The organism is Delftia sp., assembly GCF_059499305.1.
Genome location: NZ_JCABYI010000032.1, coordinates 204,557 through 224,870 on the forward strand (window position 1 = coordinate 204,557; position 20,314 = coordinate 224,870).

Genomic DNA, 20,314 nt, shown 5'->3' on the forward strand with positions numbered 1-20,314 from the left:
CGGGCGCTGCCTTGTCGTGGGGCAGGATAGCGGCGGATACCGCGGATTATTATCGTAGTTATCACCTATGTTATTAATAATCTATCTGGCCAACCATGCAGCCGTGTCCGGCGTGCGTGCCGGGCATGTTTTTCCGACACAAGACAAAAGGAGGAGACACCCATGGTTGTTGCTGCATCCCGCATCCGTCGCATTCATGCGCCCAACCGGCGCGCCGCCCTGGCTGCGGCGCTGCTGGCTTTGCTGGCGCTGGGCCCAGGCCTGGCCACGCCCGCGCTGGCCGACGGCGCCTATCCGGCCCGGCCCATCAAGCTGGTCGTTCCGTACACGCCCGGGGGCGCCACCGACGTGATCGGCCGCGTGGTGGGGCAAAGGCTCTCGCTGGCGCTGGGCCAGCCCGTGGTGGTGGAGAACCGGGCCGGCGCGGCCGGCAACCTGGGCGCCGCAGCCGTGGCCAAGGAAAGGCCCGATGGCTATACGCTGCTGCTGGGCGCGCTGACCAGCCATTCCATCAACAGCGTGCTCATGCCTGCCACGGCGGGCTTCACCATGGACAAGAGCTTCGCGCCCATAGCCGTGGTGGGCCGCGTGCCGCTGGTGATCACCGTGGGGCCGTCGGTGACGTCGGCCAATCTGGCGGAGTTCATCGCGCTGGCCAAAGCGAAGCCGGGCGGGCTGAACTACGGCTCCTCGGGCAATGGCTCACCCCAGCACCTGGCGGCCGAGCTGTTCAAGCGGCAGGCCGGCGTGCCGCTGACGCACGTGCCCTACAAGGGCAGCACGCCCGCGCTCAACGACCTCATGGGCGGCCAGGTGGATGTGGTGTTCGACACCCTGCCCGCCACGCAGGGCTTCATCAAGGGCGGGCGGCTGCGCGGCCTGGCCGTGACCACGGCGCAGCGCGTGCCCTCCATTGCCGACATTCCCACCACGGCCGAGGCCGGGCTGTCGGGCTTCGAGGTGACGTCGATGTTCGGCCTGCTGGCGCCTGCGGGCACGCCCGCGCCCATCGTCGCCCGGCTCAGCGGCGCGCTCAAGGAGGTGATGGGGCAGCAGGAAGTGAAGGACGCCCTGGTCGCCCAGGGCGCCATGCCCACCTTCACCACGCCTGCCGAGGCGCGCATGCAGATCGCCAAGGAGGTGGGCCGCTGGTCGGCCGTGATCAAGGAGTCGGATATCAAGCCGGACTGAGGCCGGGTGCGGGGCGGGGCCGGGTGGGGCCGCGCTGATATCGGGAAGGGCACAAGCATATGCCCAAAGATTCGTTCCCCCGCGCCTGCATCGTGGCGATACTGGCCGGCCGCATTCCCTTCACTGCTTGGCCTGTACCACTGTGCTACCCGACCCAGTCCCCGACAGCGCGGCCGAAGCGCAGGTCGATCGTGTCATCGACGGCCTGCTCAACGGCCTGCAATGGCGCGCCAGCGTTTTCCATGTGGGGCAGTACTGCGGGCGCTGGCGGGCCTCCACGGCGGGGCGCGCGCGGGCCAGCTTTCACCTGATTCTGGACGGGCGCTGCTGGCTGCACCTGCCGGGCCAGCCCTCGGTGGAGCTGCAGCCGCGCGACGGCGTGTTCCTCTCGCGCGACGTGCCGCATTTCATCTCGCCCTATGCCGACCCGGACATGGCCTGCGCCCCGCAGGCCATGCGCCCCGCCACGGGCGATGCCGGCATCGGAGAGACGGCGCTGGCCTGCGGCTTCTTCACCTTCGAGGGCCCCATGCGCGGCCTGCTGGTCGATGCCTTCCCCGACCACCTGGTGCTGCGCGGCGACGACCATGCGATGAGCGGCGCCTCCATGCTGTTCGACCTGATGCGCGCCGAGGCGCTGCGCACGGGCACCGAGCCCTCGGCCGTGATGGACCGGCTGGTGGGCCTGCTGTTCTTCTACGGCCTGCGCCAGCTCGCGCATGGCGATGCGCGGGCGCGCGGCATCTGGAGCCTGCTGCGCCGGCCGGGCTTTGCGCCGCTGGTGGCCGAGCTGCTGCGCGAGCCGGCCCGCAACTGGAGCGTGGCCGACATGGCCGCGCGCGTGTGCCTGTCGCGCGCCACGTTCTTTCGGCAGTTCGCCGAGGCCTGCGGCCAGCCACCCCAGCAATTCCTGCTGCTGCTGCGCATGCAGCTGGCCGCGCGCCGCCTGGCCCAGGGCGAGGCGATAGGCCAGGTGGCCGAGGCCGTGGGCTACGAGTCCTATGCGGCTTTCTCGCGCGCCTTCAAGCGCGTGATGGGCGAGCAGCCCGGCGCCTGGCAGCGCGCGCAGGCACGCTGCTGCTGAGCCGCCATCCGGGCCCGCCGCATCTGCCTGCGGGTTGACACGTTCGGGCATAAATCCGCGACGCGGCGGCATTGATGGCAAGGGGGGCGCGGCTGATCATGAAGGCATTCCTTCATTCCTGCAAAGCACCATGGCACGCCTGACCCTGCACACCCCGCAAACCGCTCCTGAAGCCAGCCGCCCCTTCGTGGAGCGCGCCCTGGCCGGCAACGGATTCCTGCCCAACCTGATCGCCATCCTGGCCAACTCGCCCCAGGCGCTGGAGACCTATGTGACCGTGGGCCAGATCAACGCGCGCGCCCAGCTCACGCTGGCCGAGCGCGAGGTGGTGCAGATCACGGCGGCGCGCATCCATGGCTGCGACTTCTGCGTGGCCGGCCACACCAAGCTGGCCTTCAAGCAGGCCGGCCTGACCCAGGCCGAGGTGGTGGCGCTGCAGGACGGCCGCGACACGGGCCAGCCCCGCCTGGACGCCGTGCGCCGCTTTGCCGAAGCCGTGATCGCCACGCGCGGCGCCGTCGCCGACGAGGCCCTGGCCGCCTTCCATGCGGCCGGCCTGAGCGAGCAGCAGGCGCTGGAGGTGGTGCTGGGCATCAGCCTGGCCACGCTGTGCAACTTTGCCAACAGCCTGGCGCAAAGCCCCGTCAACCCGCAGCTGCAGCCCTATCTGCCCGAACAGTTCCGACAACCGCAGGAGAACGCACATGCTGGCTGATTCGCTGCGGCAGTGGCTGGACGCCCATGCCGACTCCCTGGACGAAGGCCCCGCGCATGCGCACGAAGTGCTGCCCCGGCTGGCGCAGCACGGCCTGTTCGGCCTGGGCGTGCCCGTGGCCGAGGGCGGGCAGGGCGGCAGCCTGGGCGATGCGCTGGAGGCCATTGCCGGCGTGGCCGGGCATTCGCTGACGGCGGGCTTCGTGTTCTGGGCGCAGCGCGCCTTTGTCGAATACCTGCTGCAGTCGCCCAACGCGGCGCTGCGCCAGCGCTGGCTGCCGGGCCTGCTGCAAGGCACGCAGGCGGGCGCCACGGGCCTGTCCAACGCCATGAAGTACCTGGGCGGCATCGAGGCCCTGCAGGTCGAGGCCACGCCCGTCGGCACTGTCGGCGCTGTCGGCGCCGACGGCCTTGCACTGCGCGGGCGCGTGCCCTGGGCCACCAACCTGGTGCCGCCGGGTCGCTTCGTGGTGGCCGTTGCCGTCTCGCGCAGCGACGGTGCAAAGCCCTTCGTGGCCGCGCTGCCCGGCGATGCGGCGGGCCTGCAGCGCAGCGCCGACCTGGACCTGATCGCGCTGCGCGGCAGCCATACGGCGGCGCTGTCCATCGAGGGGCTGCAGATCGGTCCGGCCGATGTGATCCATGCCGACGCCAACCATTTCCTGCCGCGCGTGCGGCCCGCCTTCATGGGCCTGCAGCTGGGGCTGTGCATCGGCCTGGCGCGCGCCTCGCTGGCGGTGGCCTCGGCCCGTGCCGGCGCCGGGCGCGATGTGCTGGGCGGCCCGCTGCAGCAGCAGCGCCACGCGCTGGAACTGGCCACGGCCACGCTGCATGCCGGCCTGTCCGACGGGCGTTTTCTTGACCGACCTCAAGCCCTGTTCCGCCTGCGCCTGGAATTGAACGACATCGTGCAGCAGTCCCTGCAGCTGGAACTGCACGCCAGTGGCGGGCGCGCTTATCATCGCGACCAGCCGCTGGGATTTGCGCGCCGTTGGCGCGAGGCGGCCTTCATCCCCATCGTGACGCCCAGCGTCACGCAGCTACAGGGTGCGCTGGCTGGCGCGGCCCTGGCAACCACCAGTTCATGACCCAGACGGAAGCTTTCTCCCCTGACGCTCCCGCGCCCGTGCTGCAGGCACGCGGCGCGGGCTTTGGCTATGCGCCCGGCAAGGCCGTGTTCGAGGACATCTCCCTGAGCATTGCCCCGCGCGAGATCGTCTGCCTGCTCGGCGGCAGCGGCTGCGGCAAGTCCTCGCTGCTGCGCGTGCTCGGCGGCCTGGAGTCGCCGGACGGCGGCGCCTGGAGCCGGGGCGAGCTCCAGTTCCTCGGACAGCCGCTGACCGCGCCGCACCCGCGCGCGGGCTTCGTGTTCCAGCAGCCCAGCCTGCTGCCCTGGCTGGACGCGCGGCGCAACGTGGGCTTCGGCCTGGACTTCGAGCGACAGCCGAAGCTGGAGGCCGATGCCCGCCGCCAGCGCGTGGAGCAGGCGCTGCAGGCCGTGGGCCTGGGCGGCAGCGGCGCGCTCTATCCCTCGCAGCTGTCGGGCGGCATGGCCCAGCGCGTGGCCCTGGCGCGCGCCCTGGCGCGCGAGCCGCAGCTGCTGCTGGCCGACGAGCCGTTCTCGGCCCTGGACGCCATCACGCGCGCCGAGATGCAGGAGCTGATGGTGGACGTGGTCCACCGCTGGCACACGGCGGCGCTGCTGGTCACGCATGACATCGACGAGGCCATCCTCGTGGGCGACCGCATCCTGCTGATGGGCGGGCGGCCCGGCCACATCGTGCGCGAATGGCGCGTGGACATTGCGCGCCCGCGCGAGGACCAGGCCGCCGCCGTGACCGCGCTGCGGCTGGACATCCTCTCGGCCCTGCACGGCGTGCGCCATGCGGCCCAGGCCTGATCCGGCTCGCCTGCCTGCCGATCCGCCTGCAGATCCGCCATTTCTTCGACTTCAACCATGCTCTTCTGAAAGGTCTTTCGCATGAGCTTCCAGGACCACCCTTCCTACACCCACATCTGCGCCTCGTCGGACTGCGGCTGCGGCCTTACGCGGCGCGACATGCTGCGCCTGGGCGCACTGGCCACGGCCTCGGTGGCCGCGCCGCTGCTGGCCGCAGGCGATGCGCGCGCCCAGGCCTTCAAGGGCGATGACCAGCCCGTGAAGATCGGCTACCTGCCCATCACCGACGCCACGCCGCTGCTGGTGGCCCACGGCAACGGCCTGTTCGAGGCCGAAGGCCTCAAGGCCGAGGCTCCGCGCCTGTTCCGCTCCTGGGCCCAGATCGTCGAGGCCTTTGTCTCGGGCCAGGTCAACGTCATCCACCTGCTCACGCCCTCCACGCTGTGGGTGCGCTACGGCGCCAAGTTCCCCGCCAAGATCGTGGCCTGGAACCACGTCAACGGCTCGGGCCTGACCGTGCTGCCCGAGATCCAGAAGGTGCAGGACCTGGGCGGCAAGACCGTGGCGATCCCGTTCTGGTACTCCATCCACAACATCCTGCTGCAGGACGTGCTGCGCAAGGCCGGCCTCACGGCCGTGACGCGGGCGCGCGGCGGCGCCATCGCGGCCAACGAGGTCAACCTCGTCGTGCTGGCACCGGCCGAAATGGTCTCGGCCCTGGCCGGCAAGTCGATTGCGGGCTTCATCGTGGCCGAGCCCTTCAATGCCGCCGCCGAGATCGCGGGCGTGGGCAAGATGCTGCGCTTCTCGGGCGATGTCTGGAAGGACCACGCCTGCTGCGTCACCTTCCTGGCCGAGCGCGATATCGCCGACAAGCCCGAATGGGCGCAGCGCGTGACCAATGCCGTGGTCAAGGCCCAGCTGTGGACGCGCGACAACCGCCTGGCCGCCGCGCGCCTGCTGTCGAGCACAGGCGAGCGCCGCTACACGCCGCATCCGCAGCAGACGCTGTCCAAGGTGCTGGCCGCCACCGACTACGCCAGCTACGAGGCCAGCGGCGTGGTCGTCAACAAGGGCTGGCACCAGCGGCGCATCGACTTCCAGCCCTATCCCTATCCGTCGTACACCGAGCAGCTGGTGCGCGCCATCAAGGCCACCAAGGTCGAGGGCGACACGCGCTTCCTCGACAAGCTGGAGCCCAGGTTTGCGGCCACCGACCTGGTGGACGACCGCTTCGTGCGCAAGGCCATCCAGGCCGTGGGCGGCCCGCAGGTCTTCGGCATTCCGGCCGATTTCTCGCGCCGCGAAACCATCGTGGTGTGATCCAGGTGTTGCGACGTATTGGATTGCCGCTGCTGGGCGCGGCCCTGGTCCTGGCCCTGTGGTGGGTGGGCGGCGCGCTGCTGGCGCGCAGCACGCCCGTGGCTGCGGCCTTTGCGCCCTGGCCTTCGCTGCAGGCGCTGGGCCAGCTGCTGACGGGCGCCGACATCTGGATGCACACCCTGCTGAGCCTGCAGCGCGTGGCCGTGGGCCTGCTGCTGGCCTTCGTGGTCGGCGTGCCGCTGGGCGTGCTGGTGGGCCTGTCGCGCGGGTTCTCGCAGGCGTTCTCGCCCGTGTTCCAGTTCCTGCGCATGATCTCGCCGCTGTCGTGGATGCCCATTGCCGTGATGGTGCTGGGCGTGGGCGACGCGCCCGTGTACTTCCTGCTGGCCTTCGCCGCCGTCTGGCCCATCCTGCTGAGCACGGCGGCCGGCGTGGCCCAGCTGGACCGCAACTGGCTGCTGCTGGCGCGCAGCCTGTCGGCCACGCGCACCGAGACCGTGCTGCGCGTGGTGCTGCCCGGCATCACGGCCCAGATCCTCACGGGCGTGCGCCTGGCCATCGGCATCATCTGGATCGTGCTGGTGCCCGCAGAAATGCTGGGCGTCTCGGCCGGCCTGGGCTACTTCATCCTCGACACGCGCGACCGCCTGGCGTATTCGGAGCTGATGGCCGCCGTGGTGCTGATCGGCGCCCTGGGCTATGCGCTGGACCATGCGGCGCGGTGGCTGCACCAGCGCTGGATGCATTCGGCCTGAGGCCTGCGGGCAGGCGGCGGCATCGGGTGCTGCATCAGGTGCCGCATCAGGTGCCGCATCAGGTGCCGTGCACGCGGCGCAGCCGCAGTCCTGCCCATCCCGTCAGCACGGCGCACAGCAGCACTCCCCAGGGGCCCAGCGCGGGCACGGGGGTGGCTGTGGCCGGGGCCGGGGCCGGGGCTGCGGGCTCCACGGTCTGGGTCCATGCGCCGCTGTCCGCAGCGAGATAGTTCGCATCGCCGCCATACCGGGCCACGATGGCATGCGGGCCGGCCACCGTCAGTTGGGTGGTGGCGATGATGGCCCTGGCATTGGACAAACCCGCCGTGCCCAGCGATAGGCCGCCAGCCAGGATTTCGACCGTTCCCGTGGGGACGGCGGCGGTGCCCAGGGAGACATCGGGTGCGACCACCACGGAGAAGGACAGCGACTGCCCGGAACGCGAGGGATTGGCGCTGGAGGTCAGCGTGACACGGGAGGGGCCCTGTCCCACCGCCGCCATCTGCACCGCCTGCGTAGCCGCGTCATGGTCCGCATCGCCGAGCTGGCTGGCGTTGATCGTGCATGTCCCTGCGGCCTGGAAGCGGATGGTGCTGCCGGAGGCGCTGCAGATCGCCGCGGTCAATGCATCCACGGCGAACATGACGGGGTTTCCCGAGGCGCCTCCGACGGCGGCCACGTCATAGGTATCCCCCACCCGTGCGCCGGCCGGTGGTGCCGTGGTGAAGGTGATGGCCTGCGGCGCTTTGGCGATGGCACCTGCCGCCGCCGGGCAACTTGAATCGCTGGCCGGCCAGTAGCGGTTGCCCGTCCCCGTGAACGTTTCGCCGCCACAGTTGTTGCCGGGCGCGTTGTTCGTGATCTGGTTGCCGTGGAGTGTGCGGGGGCGGGTGAGCGTGAACGAGACGCCGGCACCCGAGCCCGGAGACACCAGCACGTTGCCGGTGACGGTGCTGTCGGTCATGGTGGTCGGCACCCCGCTGCGCAGGCCCCCGCCCAGCGTGCGGGCCGTGTTGCCGGACAGGCGGCTGCGCTCCACCGTCAGCGAGCCGCTGCCCGTGCTGTAGATGGCACCGCCCTGTCCCCCTGCCTGGTTGCCGCTGAACACACTGTCCACGATGGTCACCGTGCTGTCGCGGCTGTACAGTCCCCCGCCGTTGATGCCGGCCGTGCTGTCCTGCACCACGCTGCGCTCCAGGCGCAGGGTGACGCCGTTGTCCAGGTAGATGGCGCCGCCGTCTTCACCGGCGGCGGTCTGCCCGCCGCGCAGTGTCAGGCCGCGCAGCGTGAGCTGGACATCGCTGCCCTGGGCCGACACCAGGCGGGAGGCATTGCCCCCATCGAGCGCCACCCGCTGGTCCCCGTCGATCGTGATGTCCGAGGTGGTGAAGTTGAGGTCGATGGAATGGCCTGCCAATGCAATGGCGGTGAGGCTGCCTGCCGGAAAGACGGCCGGGTCGAACACGATGGTGTCCGCGCCATTGCCCGATATGCATGCGCCGTTGCCCCAACTGCCGTCATCCATCTGGGCACTGGTCAATGCCTCATTCAGGCTGCAGTCCGCTGCACCGGGCGTGTTGTCCGTGGTATTGACCACGATGGTCGCGGCCTGGCCATTGAGTGCCAGCAGGCTGCACAGCGCGCCAGGCACTGCCAGAAGCCGGAGGCGTCGAAGGGGTCTGTGAAGAAAAGCGTGCACGGTTCCTCCCGTTGCGCTGCGTGTCCCGGGCAGACCCGCGCGCTGTTGTTGCGGACCGCGTGACCTTAGCTTTCTGCGAAGATCGTGAAAATGTGCCGACGGCACATCGCAGGCCTGAAAATGCGGCCTCAGCCGGCCCACCTATCGCCAGCACCTCGAGCACGCCATTGGATTTCGCGACATGACCCTGTCAACGCAGCAACTGGGGCAACTCAATCAGGCCATCCTCGCGGTGCACGGCGCGCCCGATCTGCACGCGCTGGCCACGCATTTGCTGCACGCGCTGCGCCTGGTGGTGCCGGGTGACATTCGGGTGGTGGATTTCTCCGGCATTGCGGAAGTCCGTGGCTACACGGCCTACGATCCGGTGCGGGCCATTTCCTCCGAAGTCAACGCTGCGGTGCACCGGCATCTGGCCGACAACCCCTTGTATCGGCAGCGCCAGACGCAGGCCGCCAGCATTTCCGACCTGCTGACTCGCGGGCAATGGCAGAGGACGGCGCTCTATGCCCAGGCCTACTCCCAGGTGGGCCAGCAGGACGGACTCGCGCTGGACGTGGAACTGGGCCACGGAGCGATGCTGACCCTCAATGTCACACGCGCCTCGCGCGGCTACACCGCGGCGGAGCGCATGGCGCTGACCTTGCTGGGGCCGCATGCGCAGGCGCAGTGGCGGCGCCTGAGCCAGCAGCAGCGAATCAGCCAGGCGGCATGGCAGGCGCTCTCACCGGGCTCGCCGGCTGCCGACGTGCTGAGCCCGCGCGAACGTGAAGTGCTGCAATGGGTCGCCAACGGCAACACCAACGCAGAAATCGCCACCATGCTGGAGTTGCGTGCAGGCACGGTGAAGCGGCACCTGGAAAACATCTACCGCAAGCTGGGAGCCGCCAATCGGCAGGACGCCTTGTCGAGGATGCGCAGGCCGGATTTGTAGCGCGTGTCGCGCGCTTGTGCGAACCCGCGCGTGCGCCGTGCGCGGGGCCAGCCCTTCGAGAAGCAGGGAAACCGGCCCTACGGCAAGACGCTCCGGCAGGCAATGCCAAACCGCTGGGCCAGCGCGTGCAGGCGCCTGTCTCGCGACCACAGGCTTGCTCGACGTAAGCGGTGCAGCCACGTCCGGCACAGTTTTACCTACAGGTTTCGCGCCAGCACAATAAAAGTCCGCCCAAGCCATACGGCGGACTTCCTGAAATCCACTGTGCCGAGGCCTCATGTTTTGTTTTGCCAGTTGCTCTCCTGTCGGCTTCAACGCCGTCCTTCTCAGCGGCGGTACGTTGCCATTTCTGGTGTCCGACGGCATGTTGTTTCAACCATTGCAGTGAGGCAGCGCATGGAGCAGGAAGTGAGATGCGCGAACTGCAATCGAAAGCTCGCCATGGGCGTCTTTCAGCTACTGAACATCAAGTGCCCGCGTTGCGGCACGTTGAATTCCCTGAGGGTCCAAGCGAACCCCCCACCCGAGTGCCGCCGAGCGCCTTCGACTCCATCCATTGAATAGGAGGCCTCCATGGCTCAAGTTTCCAAGGTTCTCGTCTCGGATCAGTACATGCCGCCGGACAACATCCAGCAGTACAAAAGCACGACGGGTTTCCCTCTTGTTTACGATTCGCGGCATATCAATCCGCATGCGCTCGTGTTCGACAACACGGGGCGTCCTGCCAACTACAACCCTGCCAACAACCGCCACACCATCGTGATGGATGTGCGCTTCAGCGATGGCTATCTGGCCGCTTGCCACATGGGCATCATTGCCAGGCACAAAGGCTCATACAGTGTGGCGGGTGACAACCGTGGCGGTGCTGTCATTGCGGGCAATTGGGGCTATTCGCCAGGCAGCGTGGCGCTTGAGGAAATTGAGATCACCAACACCAAGGACAACGGTGACTCGCACCATCGTCCGTCCGCTCAATATCCGCGTGGTGCCATCGGCGAGGCCAAGCTCGAGGAACTGCGCTGGTATCGACTGGTGATCGAAAGCATTTCCAAGAACGGCAGCATCGGCCACGCAGTCCGGGCAACGGACAAGAGTACGGGCCAGACCGTATTCAGCCTGCCAACCTTCTGGTCGGATTACTCGGCCAACTATGACTCCCGTGACGCAGGCAAGGTGGTGTTGTTCAGCATCAGTGATCCCAACAAGCCTGCCGCCGGCTTTGTCTATACACGCCTGATCAGCTATTGGTCGGATGCTGACGAGGTGATAGCCAATCCGTAAGTGATCTGAGAGCGGGTCCCAGGGCAGCGTGTAGCCGTATCGCCGCCATGCCCTGGTCCTCCTGGCAGGGGGTGGTCAATACGCATGCTGCCATGCGTTGCGCATCGTGCTGCCTTTGGTGGAAAGCCAGTCTGTAGGCGAGGGCCAGCGATACGCAATCTCCTGGGAATCCGGCATATCGGTTGCCCTGCCGCCAAGTGCTGCGAGGCGTTTGACTGCCTGCACCCTCACGAAAGTTCTGAGGACCTGTTGGAACAGAGCTGCCTCGTCCATGCCTGGCTCCAGCATCTTCAGGGCTTATTCGTACAAGGCATCGTCGATCGTCACGGTGATCCGCATGGCGGGCCCTCTGTCATCAAAACAGATGCAATTCTGGGCTTGCGCCAGCCTGCAGACAAGCGCGCTTCCCTCCGAAGTGGTCACTCCTGTTTTGCTATGATGACTGTATAAAGATACAGTTTTCGAGCGGCCTGGCTGCCCGATCTGCCAGGCCCATGCTCCCTCCCCACCGCTTCTACTACCTGCACAACTTCCAGCGCGCGCTGGACTGGATTGGCCAGCGTTACGGCGATCTGCTGGACGCGCCCGAGCAGGCATTCCTCACCCGTTTCACGCAGCTGCCCCAGCCCTCGCAGGCGCTGATGGTGCGTTTGCTGATGCGGCGCGGGCCCTGGTTTCGGGCCGGCAAGCTGGTGTACGAAGAGATTCCCGGCATTGCCGACGCGGCCGCGCCCCTGCTGGAGATGGGCTGGCTGGACGCGGACCACCCCATGGCGCTGGAGGAGCTGTTTGCGCTGCACACCAAGCCCGAGCTGCTGCAGCTGTTCGCAGGCGCACCCGTTCACTCAGGCCTGCGCAAGGCCGAGCTTTTGCAGGCCCTGCAGCCCCTGCACGAGGCGCCCAGGCCCTATGCGCAGTGGCAGCCCCAGGGCGTCGGAGCCGGCGAAGCCGCCTGGCGCGTGATGGTGGGCGCGCTGTGCGAGCGCTTTCGGCTGATGTTCTTCGGCAACCTCTACCAGGACTGGTCGGAATTCGTGCTGGCCGACCTGGGCGTGTTCCGCTACGAGGCCGTGGCCTTCGATGCGGCGTCACGGGCCTTCCAGTCGCGTGACGATGTCGATGGCTACCTGGCCCTGCAGGCCTGCCGCGCGGCGCTGGATGAGGGCGTGGAGATCGATGCGCTGCTGCAGCAGGTGGCCGGCTGCGCCAGCGGCAATGCCTGGCTGGAGCAGCGCCGCGCCAAGGTGCTGCTGCGCATAGGCCAGGCCTGCGAACGCATGCAGGACTGGGAGCGTGCCGAGCAGGCCTATGCGCAAAGCCGCTACCCCGGCGCCCGCCACCGGCGCATGCGTGTGTACGAGCGCATGGAGCGCTTTGCCGATGCCATGGCGCTGGCCCAGGCCGCCCAGGCCCAGCCCGAGAGCGACGAGGAGCTGCAGCGCGTGGCGCGCATGCTGCCGCGCCTGCGCCGCAGCCTGGGGCAGGGCGCACGCGGGCGTGCGGCGGCGCTGGCGCCCGTGGTGGCGCAGATGCGCATGGACGTGGAGCTGGAGCTGCCGGCGCGGCCCGCATCGGTCGAATACGTGCTGCGCGACCATTGGCACAGCGACTCCGCGCCGGTGTTCTACGTGGAGAACGCGCTCATCAACTCGCTGTTCGGCCTGCTGTGCTGGCCGGCCATCTTCGCGCCGCTGCCGGGCGCCTTCTTCCACCCGTTCCAGAGCGGCCCGGCCGACCTGTCCGCGCCCGACTTCGTGCAGCGGCGCGCAGCCTTGTTCGAGGAATGCCTGGCGCATCTGGACGATGGCAGCTGGCGCGAGGTCATCGTGCAGCGCCATGCCGACAAGCAGGGCCTGCAGTCGCCCTTCGTGTTCTGGGGCACGCTGAGCGCGCCGCTGCTTGCGCTGGCGCTGGACTGCATTCCGGCCGCCCACCTCAAGCTGTTCTTTGCGCGGCTGCTGCGCGACGTGCAGGCCAACCGCACGGGCTTTCCCGATCTGGTGCGTTTCTGGCCGGCCGAGCGCCGCTACGAACTGGTCGAGGCCAAGGCCCCCGGCGACAAGCTGCAGGACAACCAGATCCGCTGGCTGCAGTACTGTGCCGAGCACGGCATTCCCGTGCGCGTGTGCCATGTCCAGTGGCGCGGCCAGCCGCTGGGAGAGGCCGCGTGAGCTACACCGTGGCCGTGCGCGCGCTGTGCGAGTTCACGGCGCGCGCGGGCGACCTGGACCTGCGCTTCACGCCCGCGCCCAGCGCACTGGAGGGCATGGCCGGCCACAGCCTGGTGCAGTCGCGCAGGGGCAAGGACTACGAGACCGAGATCAGCCTGGCCGGTGAATACGGCGACCTGCGCGTGCGCGGCCGCGCCGACGGCTTCGACGCCGGGGCTGGCCAGCTCGAGGAAATCAAGACCTACCGGGGCCAGATCGAGGGCGTGCGCGCCCACCACCGCGCCCTGCACTGGGCCCAGGCGCGCATCTACGCCCATCTGCTGTGCCAGGCGCGCGGCCTGCAGCGGCTGCGCGTGGCCCTGGTGTATTTCAACGTGGGCAACTCGGAGGAAACCGTGCTGGTGCAGGAGGAAGATGCGGCCACGCTGCGCGCCTTCTTCGAGCAGCAATGCGCGCTGTTCCTGGACTGGGCGCGCAGCGAGGCCGCCCACCGCGCGGCGCGCGAGGCGGCGCTGGCCGCGCTGCGCTTTCCCATGCAGGGCTTTCGCGCCGGCCAGCGCGAGCTGGCCGTGGCCGTCTACCGCGTGGCGCGCGCGCAGCAGGGCGGCCAGTGCCTGATGGCGCAGGCGCCCACGGGCATCGGCAAGACGCTGGGCACCATCTTCCCCATGCTCAAGGCCATGCCGGACCAGGGCCTGGACAGGCTGTTCTTCCTCACGGCCAAGGGCACGGGCCATGGCCTGGCGCTGCAGGCGCTGGCCAGCGTGAACCGGCAGATTGCCGAGCAGCACCAGCCACCGCCGCAGGAACCGGCTGCGCCACAACCTCCGCCCTCGCCACCCTCGCCACCCGCAAGGTTGCGCGTGCTCGCCATCCTGGCGCGCGACAAGGCCTGCGAGCATCCCGACAAGGCCTGCCACGGCGACTCCTGCCCGCTGGCGCGCGGCTTTTTCGACCGCCTGCCCGCCGCGCGCGCCGCCGCGCTGCAGCAGGCGCCCTGGGACCCGCCCGCCGTGCGTGCCGTCGCCCTGGCGCACGACATCTGCCCCTACTACCTGTCCCAGGAACTGGTGCGCTGGAGCGACGTGGTCGTGGCCGACTACCACTACTTCTACGACAGCGCCGCCATGCTGTACGCGCTCACCCAGGCCCAGCAATGGAAGGTGGGTGTGCTGGTGGACGAGGCCCACAACCTGCTCGAGCGCGCGCGCCGCATGTACACGGCCGAGCTGTCGCAGTTCGCCCTGGCTGCCGCCCGCAAGTCGGCCACCGGTGCCGTGCGCAAGGCGCTGGACCGGCTCAGCCGCAGCTGGAGCGCGCTGAACAGGGAGCAGACCGCCAGCTACCAGGCCCATGAGGAAGTGCCCGCAGGCCTGCTGGGCGCCGTGCAGCGCGCCGTGGCCGCCATCGCCGACACCAATGCCGACAGCCCCATGCTGCCCGGCGACCCCGTGCTGGACTTCTACTGGGAGGCGCTGCAGTTCATGGCGCTGGCCGAGCAGTTCGGCGGCCATGCGCTGTTCGATGTCCACCTGCTGCCCGGGCGCTCAGGCCCCCGTCGCGCGCCGGCCTCCACGCTGTGCATACGCTGCGTGGTGCCCGCGCCCCACCTGGCGGCACGCCATGCGGCGGCCCATGCCTCGGTGCTGTTCTCGGGCACGCTGAGCCCGCCGCACTTCTACCGCGACATCCTGGGCCTGCCCGAAGGCACGCACTGGCTGGAGGCCGACTCGCCCTTCCAGGCCGACCAGCTCGATGTGCAGGTGGCCGGCCACATCTCCACGCGCTACCGCGACCGCGACCGTTCGCTGCGGCCCATCGCCGACCTCGTGGCCGCGCAGTACGCGCGCCGGCCCGGCAACTACCTGTGCTTTTTCAGCAGCTTCGACTACCTGCAGCGCGTGGCCGAATGCCTGCAGCGCGCCCATCCCTGGCTGCCGGTCTGGCTGCAGACCCCCTCCATGGACGAAGAGGGCCGCGCGGCCTTCCTGGCCCGCTTCACCGAAGCCGGGCAGGGCGTGGGCTTCGCCGTGCTGGGCGGGGCGTTCTCCGAGGGCGTGGACCTGCCCGGCGAGCGCCTCATCGGCGCCTTCGTGGCCACGCTGGGCCTGCCCCAGGTCAATCCCGTGAACGAAGAGATGAAGCGCGCCATGGACCGCCAGTTCGGCGCGGACAAGGGCTATGACTACAGCTACCTCTACCCAGGCCTGCGCAAGGTGGTCCAGGCCGCAGGCCGCGTCATCCGCAGCGAGCACGACCGCGGCGTGGTCTTTCTCATCGACGACCGCTATCGGCGCGGCGAGGTGCAGGCGCTGCTGCCGCACTGGTGGCGGGTGGAGGGCATGCGATGATCCGGGCCCGCACCAGTCCACGACTGCCATTCCCACCCCCATCCAGTCCCCCATCCCGTCCCCATCCAGGAGCCTTCCGAATGCCCCGCATGCGCTGCGCCATCCTTGCATTGACCCTGGGCCTGCTGGCCGGCGGCCCGGCTGCGGCAGGCGTGGTGCAGCCTGTGCCCGACAGGCAGGCCAGCGAGAACAAGATGCCGGCCTATCCCAAGGAAGCCAGGCGGCTGGAGCAGGAAGGCAAGGTGGTGCTGCGGGTTCTGGTGGGCGCCAGCGGAAAGGCACTGGCCGTGGATGTGGCAGACAGCAGCGGCTATCCTCTGCTCGACCAGGAGGCGCTGGACGCCGTGCGGACGTGGCGCTTTGTCCCCGGCACGCGCGACGGCGTGCCGGACAGCATGTGGACGCGCGTGCCCGTCACCTTCAGGCTGAAATAGCGGGCCTGCCAAGTGTGTGCCGAGTCTGCGCCATGCGGTGGCGGATGTTGTAGAGGGTGCAAGCCTCAATAGGGGTTGTCGCTTTCCAGGCATTCACTGCATGGCCCACTGCATTGCTCCCTGCAGCGTCCGCCTGTTCGGCGCTGCAGGTTCACCTTTACCTCACTGCAGATTGATGGCCAGCAGGCTCTTATTGGGTCTGGCGATGTAGAGCAGGCCGTTGTCGGATACGGCCAAGCGTCCGCTGGCCGGCAACTGCCAGACTATCTTGCGGGTCGCTGGGTCCACTGCGTGGGTGTAGTTGCCCTTTTCGGCTGACAGATTGGATATGAAAATCAGGTTGTTGACGGCAACGGCTTGGTAGGTGAGGCCGTTGATGTTGATGGGACTGTTGTCGCCCGTCAGCGGCATGGACCACAACAGAGCTCCGCTATCGGCCGCATAGGCATGCAATGGCCGTGGCTCGGCGACGACCACATAAACCACACCATTGGCCACGACCGGCACGCTGAGGAAGTGCTTCTTCATGGTCCACAGGCGCTTTTTCTGTGAGATGGAAAAGCTGCTGATCGTGCTTTCGCTGTAGCCGTAGCGCGCGGCGAGCACCCGGTCAGTGCCATCCAGCACCGTGGTGCTGGGGGCTTTCTCCGTGAAGGCGTACGGGATGTTCTGGGGATCGTCCAGCACGATGGCCCGACCGCCGTCCTCGCGCCGCTTGATCACCAAGCTGGCTTCCGCTTGAGCCGAGACATTTTTCTGCATCGAATAGACATGCTGGGCATCGACGGCGTCCACGCGCTCGCCCTGATAGAAGATGGGAAGCTCAGGCTCCATCCAGCGCACCGCGGCGGTCGCGGCATCCACACGGCGCTGCTGCTCGCCAACATAGACGGAATCGGCATCTCCGGTAAGCCAGAGGCTGGATTCACGGCCGGTTGTCACCGGCTTTTCCTCTGCCACGATGGCTCCGGTAGCTGCGTCCAGAGTCTTCAGTGACGATTGGAACGACCGCACCTGGGACACGACATGGCCGGCGGAAAGCACCGGATTACCGAAAAAGGGGAGAGGCCGTGTCCAGGCGACGTTGCCGTCGGCCTCGTTCAGCGCTACGACGGCCTCGTCAGCGCCTGAGCCGCCGTTGAAGACCACGTGCGAACCGGTGGTCAGCATTTCACTGCTGGAGCCATCCGCTCCCGTGGACTTGGCCCGCATCCAGCGCAGGCTGAAGTTCGCAGGATCAAGCCACTTGCTCGTTGCGACATAGCCTGTGTGCCCCGCATTGCCTTGGAAATTGGACCAGGTCGAGGCGCCATCGAGCTTGCTCAGCGGCTTCAGATTATCTGAAGTCGAGATGATATTGAGTTGGTAGGGCAGCTTCCAGGGCGATCCTGGATAGGGGGAGGCGCAGACAGTGGGGTCATCGCGGCAGAGAGATACGTTGATGAAGCCTGAGCGCTTGCCGCTGGCTGCGCTCTCGGAGATCTTGAGCCGGGCCCGATACTGGCGGGCACCCAACTGCTCCAACGCCACTTCGGGAGAGAAGTCAGCCGTGACTTCCAGCCGCAGATTCAATTGTTCCTGGATGCTGGAGGAGGCGGTGCCGACGACTTGCAGCGTCAGCGACTCTGCCTGCATGACAGTAGCCTCCAGCCGGGGAGGGTCGAATGTCAGAATGCCATTGCCGCCATTGCCGCCATTGCCCGGCTCGGCGGGTGGATTGACCACGGGAGGTGGATTCTCGGTGCTGCCTCCGCCTCCACCACCACAAGCCGTCAGAATCAGGGCAATCAAGATACCTATTGCATTTTTCATTTCATTTGCCTTCGTCGCTCACGCCAAGTCGTCCCTAGGTCGCTACTTTCGGGAATGAAAACACGGTCATGGCGCAAAGCCGCGATTGTGCCTCGATATTGCCGAGTGGCCTCCCTCCAGACTGCCCCAGGCGTCCAGGTCGGCGCTGGGCATCGCGTCGTTGATTAGCGGTTGGCGCCGACCTGCTTTCAGTCCAGGCTGGTCGAGGACCAGAAGCGGGTCAAGCTGTCGGGAGCAACGATTGACTGATGCCCAAGCCCCGGTGACCCTCTCTGCTTGCGTGGGGACGGGTCAGTGCTGTTGGAGCACTCCGCATGATGAAAGGCCGGTCCACTACCATAGTCTCCGTCGGTCGCCCCGCGTGCGACATAAGGACTGCCCCATGAAGATCGTCATTACCAGCGTGCTCGTCGACGACCAGGACAAGGCCCTGGCCTTCTACCGCGACGTGCTCGGCTTCGTTCTCAAGCACGACATTCCCATGGGCGGCGATGCGCGCTGGCTCACCCTGACATCGCCCGGTGATGCCGATGGCGTGGAGCTGCTGCTGGAGCCCGACATGCACCCGGCCGCCAGGCCGTTCAAGACCGCCCTGCATGCCGACGGCGTGCCGGCCACCTTCTTCGGCGTGGACGACGTGCAGGCCGAGTACGAGCGCCTGAGCGCGGCCGGCGTGCGCTTCACCAGGCCGCCGACGCATCTGGGGCCGGTCACGATTGCGGTGTTCGACGACACATGCGGCAATCTCATACAGATCAACCAGCGGCATTGAGCGGGGCCTGCGGCCCTTTCGCGCTCAGTCCCTGGCGGTGGGCTTGTCGTGCCGGGGCGGATCGATGCGTTCGATATTGCCCAGCAGCAGCGCGCGGCCCGCAAAGGTGCCGCCGGCGGTCTCCAGCGCAAAGCGCTCGGTGTCGCGGCCGCGCACTTCGGACTCCAGCGTCCGGGCCTCGTCCTCGGTGGCGCCCAGGGCCAGCACGGCGTGGCGGCCCATGAGCAGGGCGGACTCGAAGCTCTCGCGTACGACATGGTCGGCGTCCTTCTGGATGAGCTCCAGCGCGTGCTCGCGGTCATAGGCGCGCACGATGAGGCGGGCGTGCGGGCATTCGTGGCGCACGTTCTCCACGATGCGCGTGGCGGCGGCCTTGCTGTCCACGCAGACCAGGATGGCGCTGGCATGGCTGGCGCCGGCCGCATGCAGGATGTCGGCGCGCGCGCCGTCGCCGAAGTAGACCTTGAAGCCGTAGGGCTCGGCGTTGCGGATCACGTCGGGGTCGTTGTCGATGATGGACAGCCTGGCCCCATGCGCCAGCGGCCCCTGGCTGGCGATCTGGCCCACGCGGCCGAAGCCGATGACCAGCACGTTGCCGCGCAGGTCCTGCGGCGCCTCCACGCCGTCCAGCGACACGGCCTGGGCGCCGGCCAGGCGCTTGTGCAGCAGCACCACCAGCGGCGTGATGGCCATGGACATCACGACGATGGCCGTCATGTTGGCATGCACCTCGGGGCTGAGCACCTTGAGCTTGAGCGCCTCGGCAAACAGCACGAAGGCGAACTCCCCGCCCTGGGCCATGAGGATGGCGCGGTCCAGCGCATCGGCATGGCTGCTGCGCGCCACGCGGGCCACGGCATAGATGCACAGCGCCTTGCCCAGCATCAGCGCCACCACGCCCATGCCCACGATGCGCCAGTTCAGCGCCACCACCTCCAGGTTCAGCGCCATGCCCACGCCCAGGAAGAACAGGCCCAGCAGCAGGCCGCGGAAGGGCTCCACATCGGCCTCCAGCTGGTGGCGGAACGAGGATTCGGACAGCAGCACGCCCGCCACGAAGGCGCCCATGGCCATGGACAGGCCGCCCATCTCCATCAGCAGGGCGGCGCCCAGCACCACCAGCAGCGCGGCGGCCGTCATCACCTCGCGCGCCTTGGCCTTGGCCAGGATGCGGAACAGCGGGTTCAGCAGCCACAGGCCCGCGCCCACCAGCGCGCCCAGCGACAGCAGGGCCACGCCCGCGCGTTGCCACAGGGGCGAGGTGGCCACGGGCGCCGCATCGGCCGGCGCCAGAAAGGCCACGGCGGCCAGCAGCGGCACGATGAGCAGGTCCTCGAACAGCAGGATGGAGACGATGCGCTGGCCGCGCGGCGCCAGGATGTCGCCACGCTCGGCCAGCACCTGCATGACGATGGCCGTGGAGGTCAGCACGAAGCCCGCGCCGCTGACGAAGGCCACCTGCCACGGAAAGCCGAAGGCCATGCCCACGCCCGTGAGCAGCAGCGCGCACACCACCACCTGCAGGCTGCCCAGCCCGAAGATCTGGCCGCGAAGGTCCCACAGGTGCGAAGGCTTCATCTCCAGCCCGATGACGAAGAGGAACATCACCACGCCCAGCTCGGCCACGTGCAGGATGGTCTGCGCGTCCGTCACCAGGCCCAGCCCGTAGGGGCCTATGGCCAGGCCAGCGGCCAGGTAGCCGAGCACGGCGCCCAGGCCCAGCCGCTTGAACAGCGGCACGGCCACCACGGCGGCCCCCAGCAGCGTGACGATTCCTACGAGCTGGCTTGCATTGCCTTCAGCTGCCATGTTGTGTTTCCTTTGTGTGAGCGTGCGTGCGGCAAGGCGGATTTCCATCCGCGAATTTGCGCGCAGGATAGCAAAGCCCGGTCC

At 68.2% G+C, this 20,314-nt stretch carries 18 protein-coding genes; 14 read left to right on the forward strand and 4 right to left on the reverse strand.

The window, feature by feature from the left end:
• The first annotated feature begins 162 nt into the window (after window positions 1-162).
• The 7 genes from AC5I49_RS23125 to AC5I49_RS23155 all read left to right on the forward strand — a co-directional run bounded on the left by AC5I49_RS23125 (window position 163) and on the right by AC5I49_RS23155 (window position 6,967).
• A complete protein-coding gene (locus AC5I49_RS23125) occupies window positions 163-1,191 on the forward strand; it encodes a Bug family tripartite tricarboxylate transporter substrate binding protein (protein ID WP_047474471.1) in 1,029 nt (342 codons plus the stop codon).
• A 142-nt stretch (window positions 1,192-1,333) separates the two neighbouring features.
• On the forward strand, window positions 1,334-2,275 hold the full coding sequence (locus tag AC5I49_RS23130) for an AraC family transcriptional regulator (protein ID WP_016448374.1): 942 nt from the start codon (window positions 1,334-1,336) through the stop codon (window positions 2,273-2,275).
• Between the two features lie 130 nt (window positions 2,276-2,405).
• Entirely contained in the window at window positions 2,406-2,990 is a 585-nt protein-coding gene (locus AC5I49_RS23135; RefSeq protein WP_016448373.1) for a carboxymuconolactone decarboxylase family protein, read from the forward strand.
• Window positions 2,980-4,077, forward strand: a complete 1,098-nt coding sequence (locus AC5I49_RS23140) for an acyl-CoA dehydrogenase family protein (RefSeq protein WP_495789953.1) — start codon at window positions 2,980-2,982, stop codon at window positions 4,075-4,077. The genes AC5I49_RS23135 and AC5I49_RS23140 overlap by 11 nt, the downstream gene beginning before the upstream one ends.
• The gene (locus AC5I49_RS23145) at window positions 4,074-4,889 is read left to right on the forward strand and encodes an ABC transporter ATP-binding protein (protein WP_016452685.1); all 816 of its coding nucleotides are present in this window, start codon (window positions 4,074-4,076) and stop codon (window positions 4,887-4,889) included. Before AC5I49_RS23140 ends, AC5I49_RS23145 begins: the two co-directional genes overlap by 4 nt.
• 81 nt (window positions 4,890-4,970) lie before the next feature.
• Window positions 4,971-6,212 (forward strand): ABC transporter substrate-binding protein, encoded by a 1,242-nt coding sequence (locus AC5I49_RS23150; RefSeq protein WP_016448371.1) that lies wholly within the window; start codon window positions 4,971-4,973, stop codon window positions 6,210-6,212.
• Window positions 6,209-6,967: an ABC transporter permease gene (locus AC5I49_RS23155; RefSeq protein ID WP_016452684.1), complete on the forward strand. Its 759-nt coding sequence runs from the start codon at window positions 6,209-6,211 to the stop codon at window positions 6,965-6,967. The genes AC5I49_RS23150 and AC5I49_RS23155 overlap by 4 nt, the downstream gene beginning before the upstream one ends.
• Before the next feature lie 58 nt (window positions 6,968-7,025).
• On the opposite strand, the gene AC5I49_RS23160 is transcribed toward AC5I49_RS23155, so the two are convergent.
• Window positions 7,026-8,618 (reverse strand): Ig-like domain repeat protein, encoded by a 1,593-nt coding sequence (locus AC5I49_RS23160; RefSeq protein ID WP_495789954.1) that lies wholly within the window; start codon window positions 8,616-8,618, stop codon window positions 7,026-7,028.
• Window positions 8,619-8,847: 229 nt separating this feature from the next.
• On the opposite strand from AC5I49_RS23160, the gene AC5I49_RS23165 reads away from it, so the two are divergent.
• The 3 genes from AC5I49_RS23165 (at window position 8,848) to AC5I49_RS23175 (ending at window position 10,881) form a co-directional block, all read left to right on the forward strand.
• On the forward strand, window positions 8,848-9,600 hold the full coding sequence (locus AC5I49_RS23165) for a helix-turn-helix transcriptional regulator (RefSeq protein WP_154833475.1): 753 nt from the start codon (window positions 8,848-8,850) through the stop codon (window positions 9,598-9,600).
• A 396-nt stretch (window positions 9,601-9,996) separates the two neighbouring features.
• Window positions 9,997-10,164, forward strand: coding sequence for a Com family DNA-binding transcriptional regulator (locus AC5I49_RS23170; protein WP_080649906.1), 168 nt, complete (start codon window positions 9,997-9,999; stop codon window positions 10,162-10,164).
• A 9-nt stretch (window positions 10,165-10,173) separates the two neighbouring features.
• Window positions 10,174-10,881, forward strand: a complete 708-nt coding sequence (locus AC5I49_RS23175; protein ID WP_016452681.1) for a hypothetical protein — start codon at window positions 10,174-10,176, stop codon at window positions 10,879-10,881.
• 75 nt (window positions 10,882-10,956) lie between these two features.
• Here AC5I49_RS23175 and AC5I49_RS23180 read toward each other — a convergent pair whose 3' ends face one another.
• Complete coding sequence (locus AC5I49_RS23180; protein ID WP_410172264.1) at window positions 10,957-11,154, reverse strand: DUF2191 domain-containing protein; 198 nt, start codon at window positions 11,152-11,154, stop codon at window positions 10,957-10,959.
• A gap of 221 nt (window positions 11,155-11,375) precedes the next feature.
• Here AC5I49_RS23180 and AC5I49_RS23185 point away from each other — a divergent pair, with 221 nt between their 5' ends.
• The 3 genes from AC5I49_RS23185 to AC5I49_RS23195 all read left to right on the forward strand — a co-directional run bounded on the left by AC5I49_RS23185 (window position 11,376) and on the right by AC5I49_RS23195 (window position 15,837).
• On the forward strand, window positions 11,376-13,052 hold the full coding sequence (locus AC5I49_RS23185) for a VRR-NUC domain-containing protein (RefSeq protein WP_252653159.1): 1,677 nt from the start codon (window positions 11,376-11,378) through the stop codon (window positions 13,050-13,052).
• The gene (locus AC5I49_RS23190; RefSeq protein ID WP_495789955.1) at window positions 13,049-15,403 is read left to right on the forward strand and encodes a helicase C-terminal domain-containing protein; all 2,355 of its coding nucleotides are present in this window, start codon (window positions 13,049-13,051) and stop codon (window positions 15,401-15,403) included. Before AC5I49_RS23185 ends, AC5I49_RS23190 begins: the two co-directional genes overlap by 4 nt.
• 80 nt (window positions 15,404-15,483) lie before the next feature.
• Window positions 15,484-15,837 (forward strand): energy transducer TonB, encoded by a 354-nt coding sequence (locus tag AC5I49_RS23195; protein WP_088165571.1) that lies wholly within the window; start codon window positions 15,484-15,486, stop codon window positions 15,835-15,837.
• 162 nt (window positions 15,838-15,999) lie between these two features.
• On the opposite strand, the gene AC5I49_RS23200 is transcribed toward AC5I49_RS23195, so the two are convergent.
• Window positions 16,000-17,649 (reverse strand): outer membrane protein assembly factor BamB family protein, encoded by a 1,650-nt coding sequence (locus AC5I49_RS23200; protein WP_495789956.1) that lies wholly within the window; start codon window positions 17,647-17,649, stop codon window positions 16,000-16,002.
• A 382-nt stretch (window positions 17,650-18,031) separates the two neighbouring features.
• Here AC5I49_RS23200 and AC5I49_RS23205 point away from each other — a divergent pair, with 382 nt between their 5' ends.
• Entirely contained in the window at window positions 18,032-18,421 is a 390-nt protein-coding gene (locus AC5I49_RS23205; protein WP_012207608.1) for a VOC family protein, read from the forward strand.
• A 24-nt stretch (window positions 18,422-18,445) separates the two neighbouring features.
• Here the strand turns inward: AC5I49_RS23205 and AC5I49_RS23210 are convergent, their stop codons facing one another.
• Window positions 18,446-20,230, reverse strand: coding sequence for a monovalent cation:proton antiporter-2 (CPA2) family protein (locus tag AC5I49_RS23210; protein ID WP_244387792.1), 1,785 nt, complete (start codon window positions 20,228-20,230; stop codon window positions 18,446-18,448).
• Window positions 20,231-20,314: the final 84 nt, after the last annotated feature.

Excerpts from the sequence above, each read along its gene's own strand:
- AC5I49_RS23140 (WP_495789953.1), top strand. The coding sequence starts at position 2,980 with ATGCTGGCTGATTCGCTGCGGCAGTGGCTGGACGCCCATGCCGACTCC.
- AC5I49_RS23205 (WP_012207608.1), top strand. The coding sequence starts at position 18,032 with ATGAAGATCGTCATTACCAGCGTGCTCGTCGACGACCAGGACAAGGCC.
- AC5I49_RS23185 (WP_252653159.1), top strand. The coding sequence starts at position 11,376 with ATGCTCCCTCCCCACCGCTTCTACTACCTGCACAACTTCCAGCGCGCG.
- AC5I49_RS23145 (WP_016452685.1), top strand. The coding sequence starts at position 4,074 with ATGACCCAGACGGAAGCTTTCTCCCCTGACGCTCCCGCGCCCGTGCTG.
- AC5I49_RS23195 (WP_088165571.1), top strand. The coding sequence starts at position 15,484 with ATGCCCCGCATGCGCTGCGCCATCCTTGCATTGACCCTGGGCCTGCTG.
- AC5I49_RS23135 (WP_016448373.1), top strand. The coding sequence starts at position 2,406 with ATGGCACGCCTGACCCTGCACACCCCGCAAACCGCTCCTGAAGCCAGC.
- AC5I49_RS23175 (WP_016452681.1), top strand. The coding sequence starts at position 10,174 with ATGGCTCAAGTTTCCAAGGTTCTCGTCTCGGATCAGTACATGCCGCCG.
- AC5I49_RS23180 (WP_410172264.1), bottom strand. The coding sequence starts at position 11,154 with ATGGACGAGGCAGCTCTGTTCCAACAGGTCCTCAGAACTTTCGTGAGG.
- AC5I49_RS23170 (WP_080649906.1), top strand. The coding sequence starts at position 9,997 with ATGGAGCAGGAAGTGAGATGCGCGAACTGCAATCGAAAGCTCGCCATG.
- AC5I49_RS23200 (WP_495789956.1), bottom strand. The coding sequence starts at position 17,649 with ATGAAAAATGCAATAGGTATCTTGATTGCCCTGATTCTGACGGCTTGT.
- AC5I49_RS23210 (WP_244387792.1), bottom strand. The coding sequence starts at position 20,230 with ATGGCAGCTGAAGGCAATGCAAGCCAGCTCGTAGGAATCGTCACGCTG.
- AC5I49_RS23150 (WP_016448371.1), top strand. The coding sequence starts at position 4,971 with ATGAGCTTCCAGGACCACCCTTCCTACACCCACATCTGCGCCTCGTCG.
- AC5I49_RS23165 (WP_154833475.1), top strand. The coding sequence starts at position 8,848 with ATGACCCTGTCAACGCAGCAACTGGGGCAACTCAATCAGGCCATCCTC.
- AC5I49_RS23125 (WP_047474471.1), top strand. The coding sequence starts at position 163 with ATGGTTGTTGCTGCATCCCGCATCCGTCGCATTCATGCGCCCAACCGG.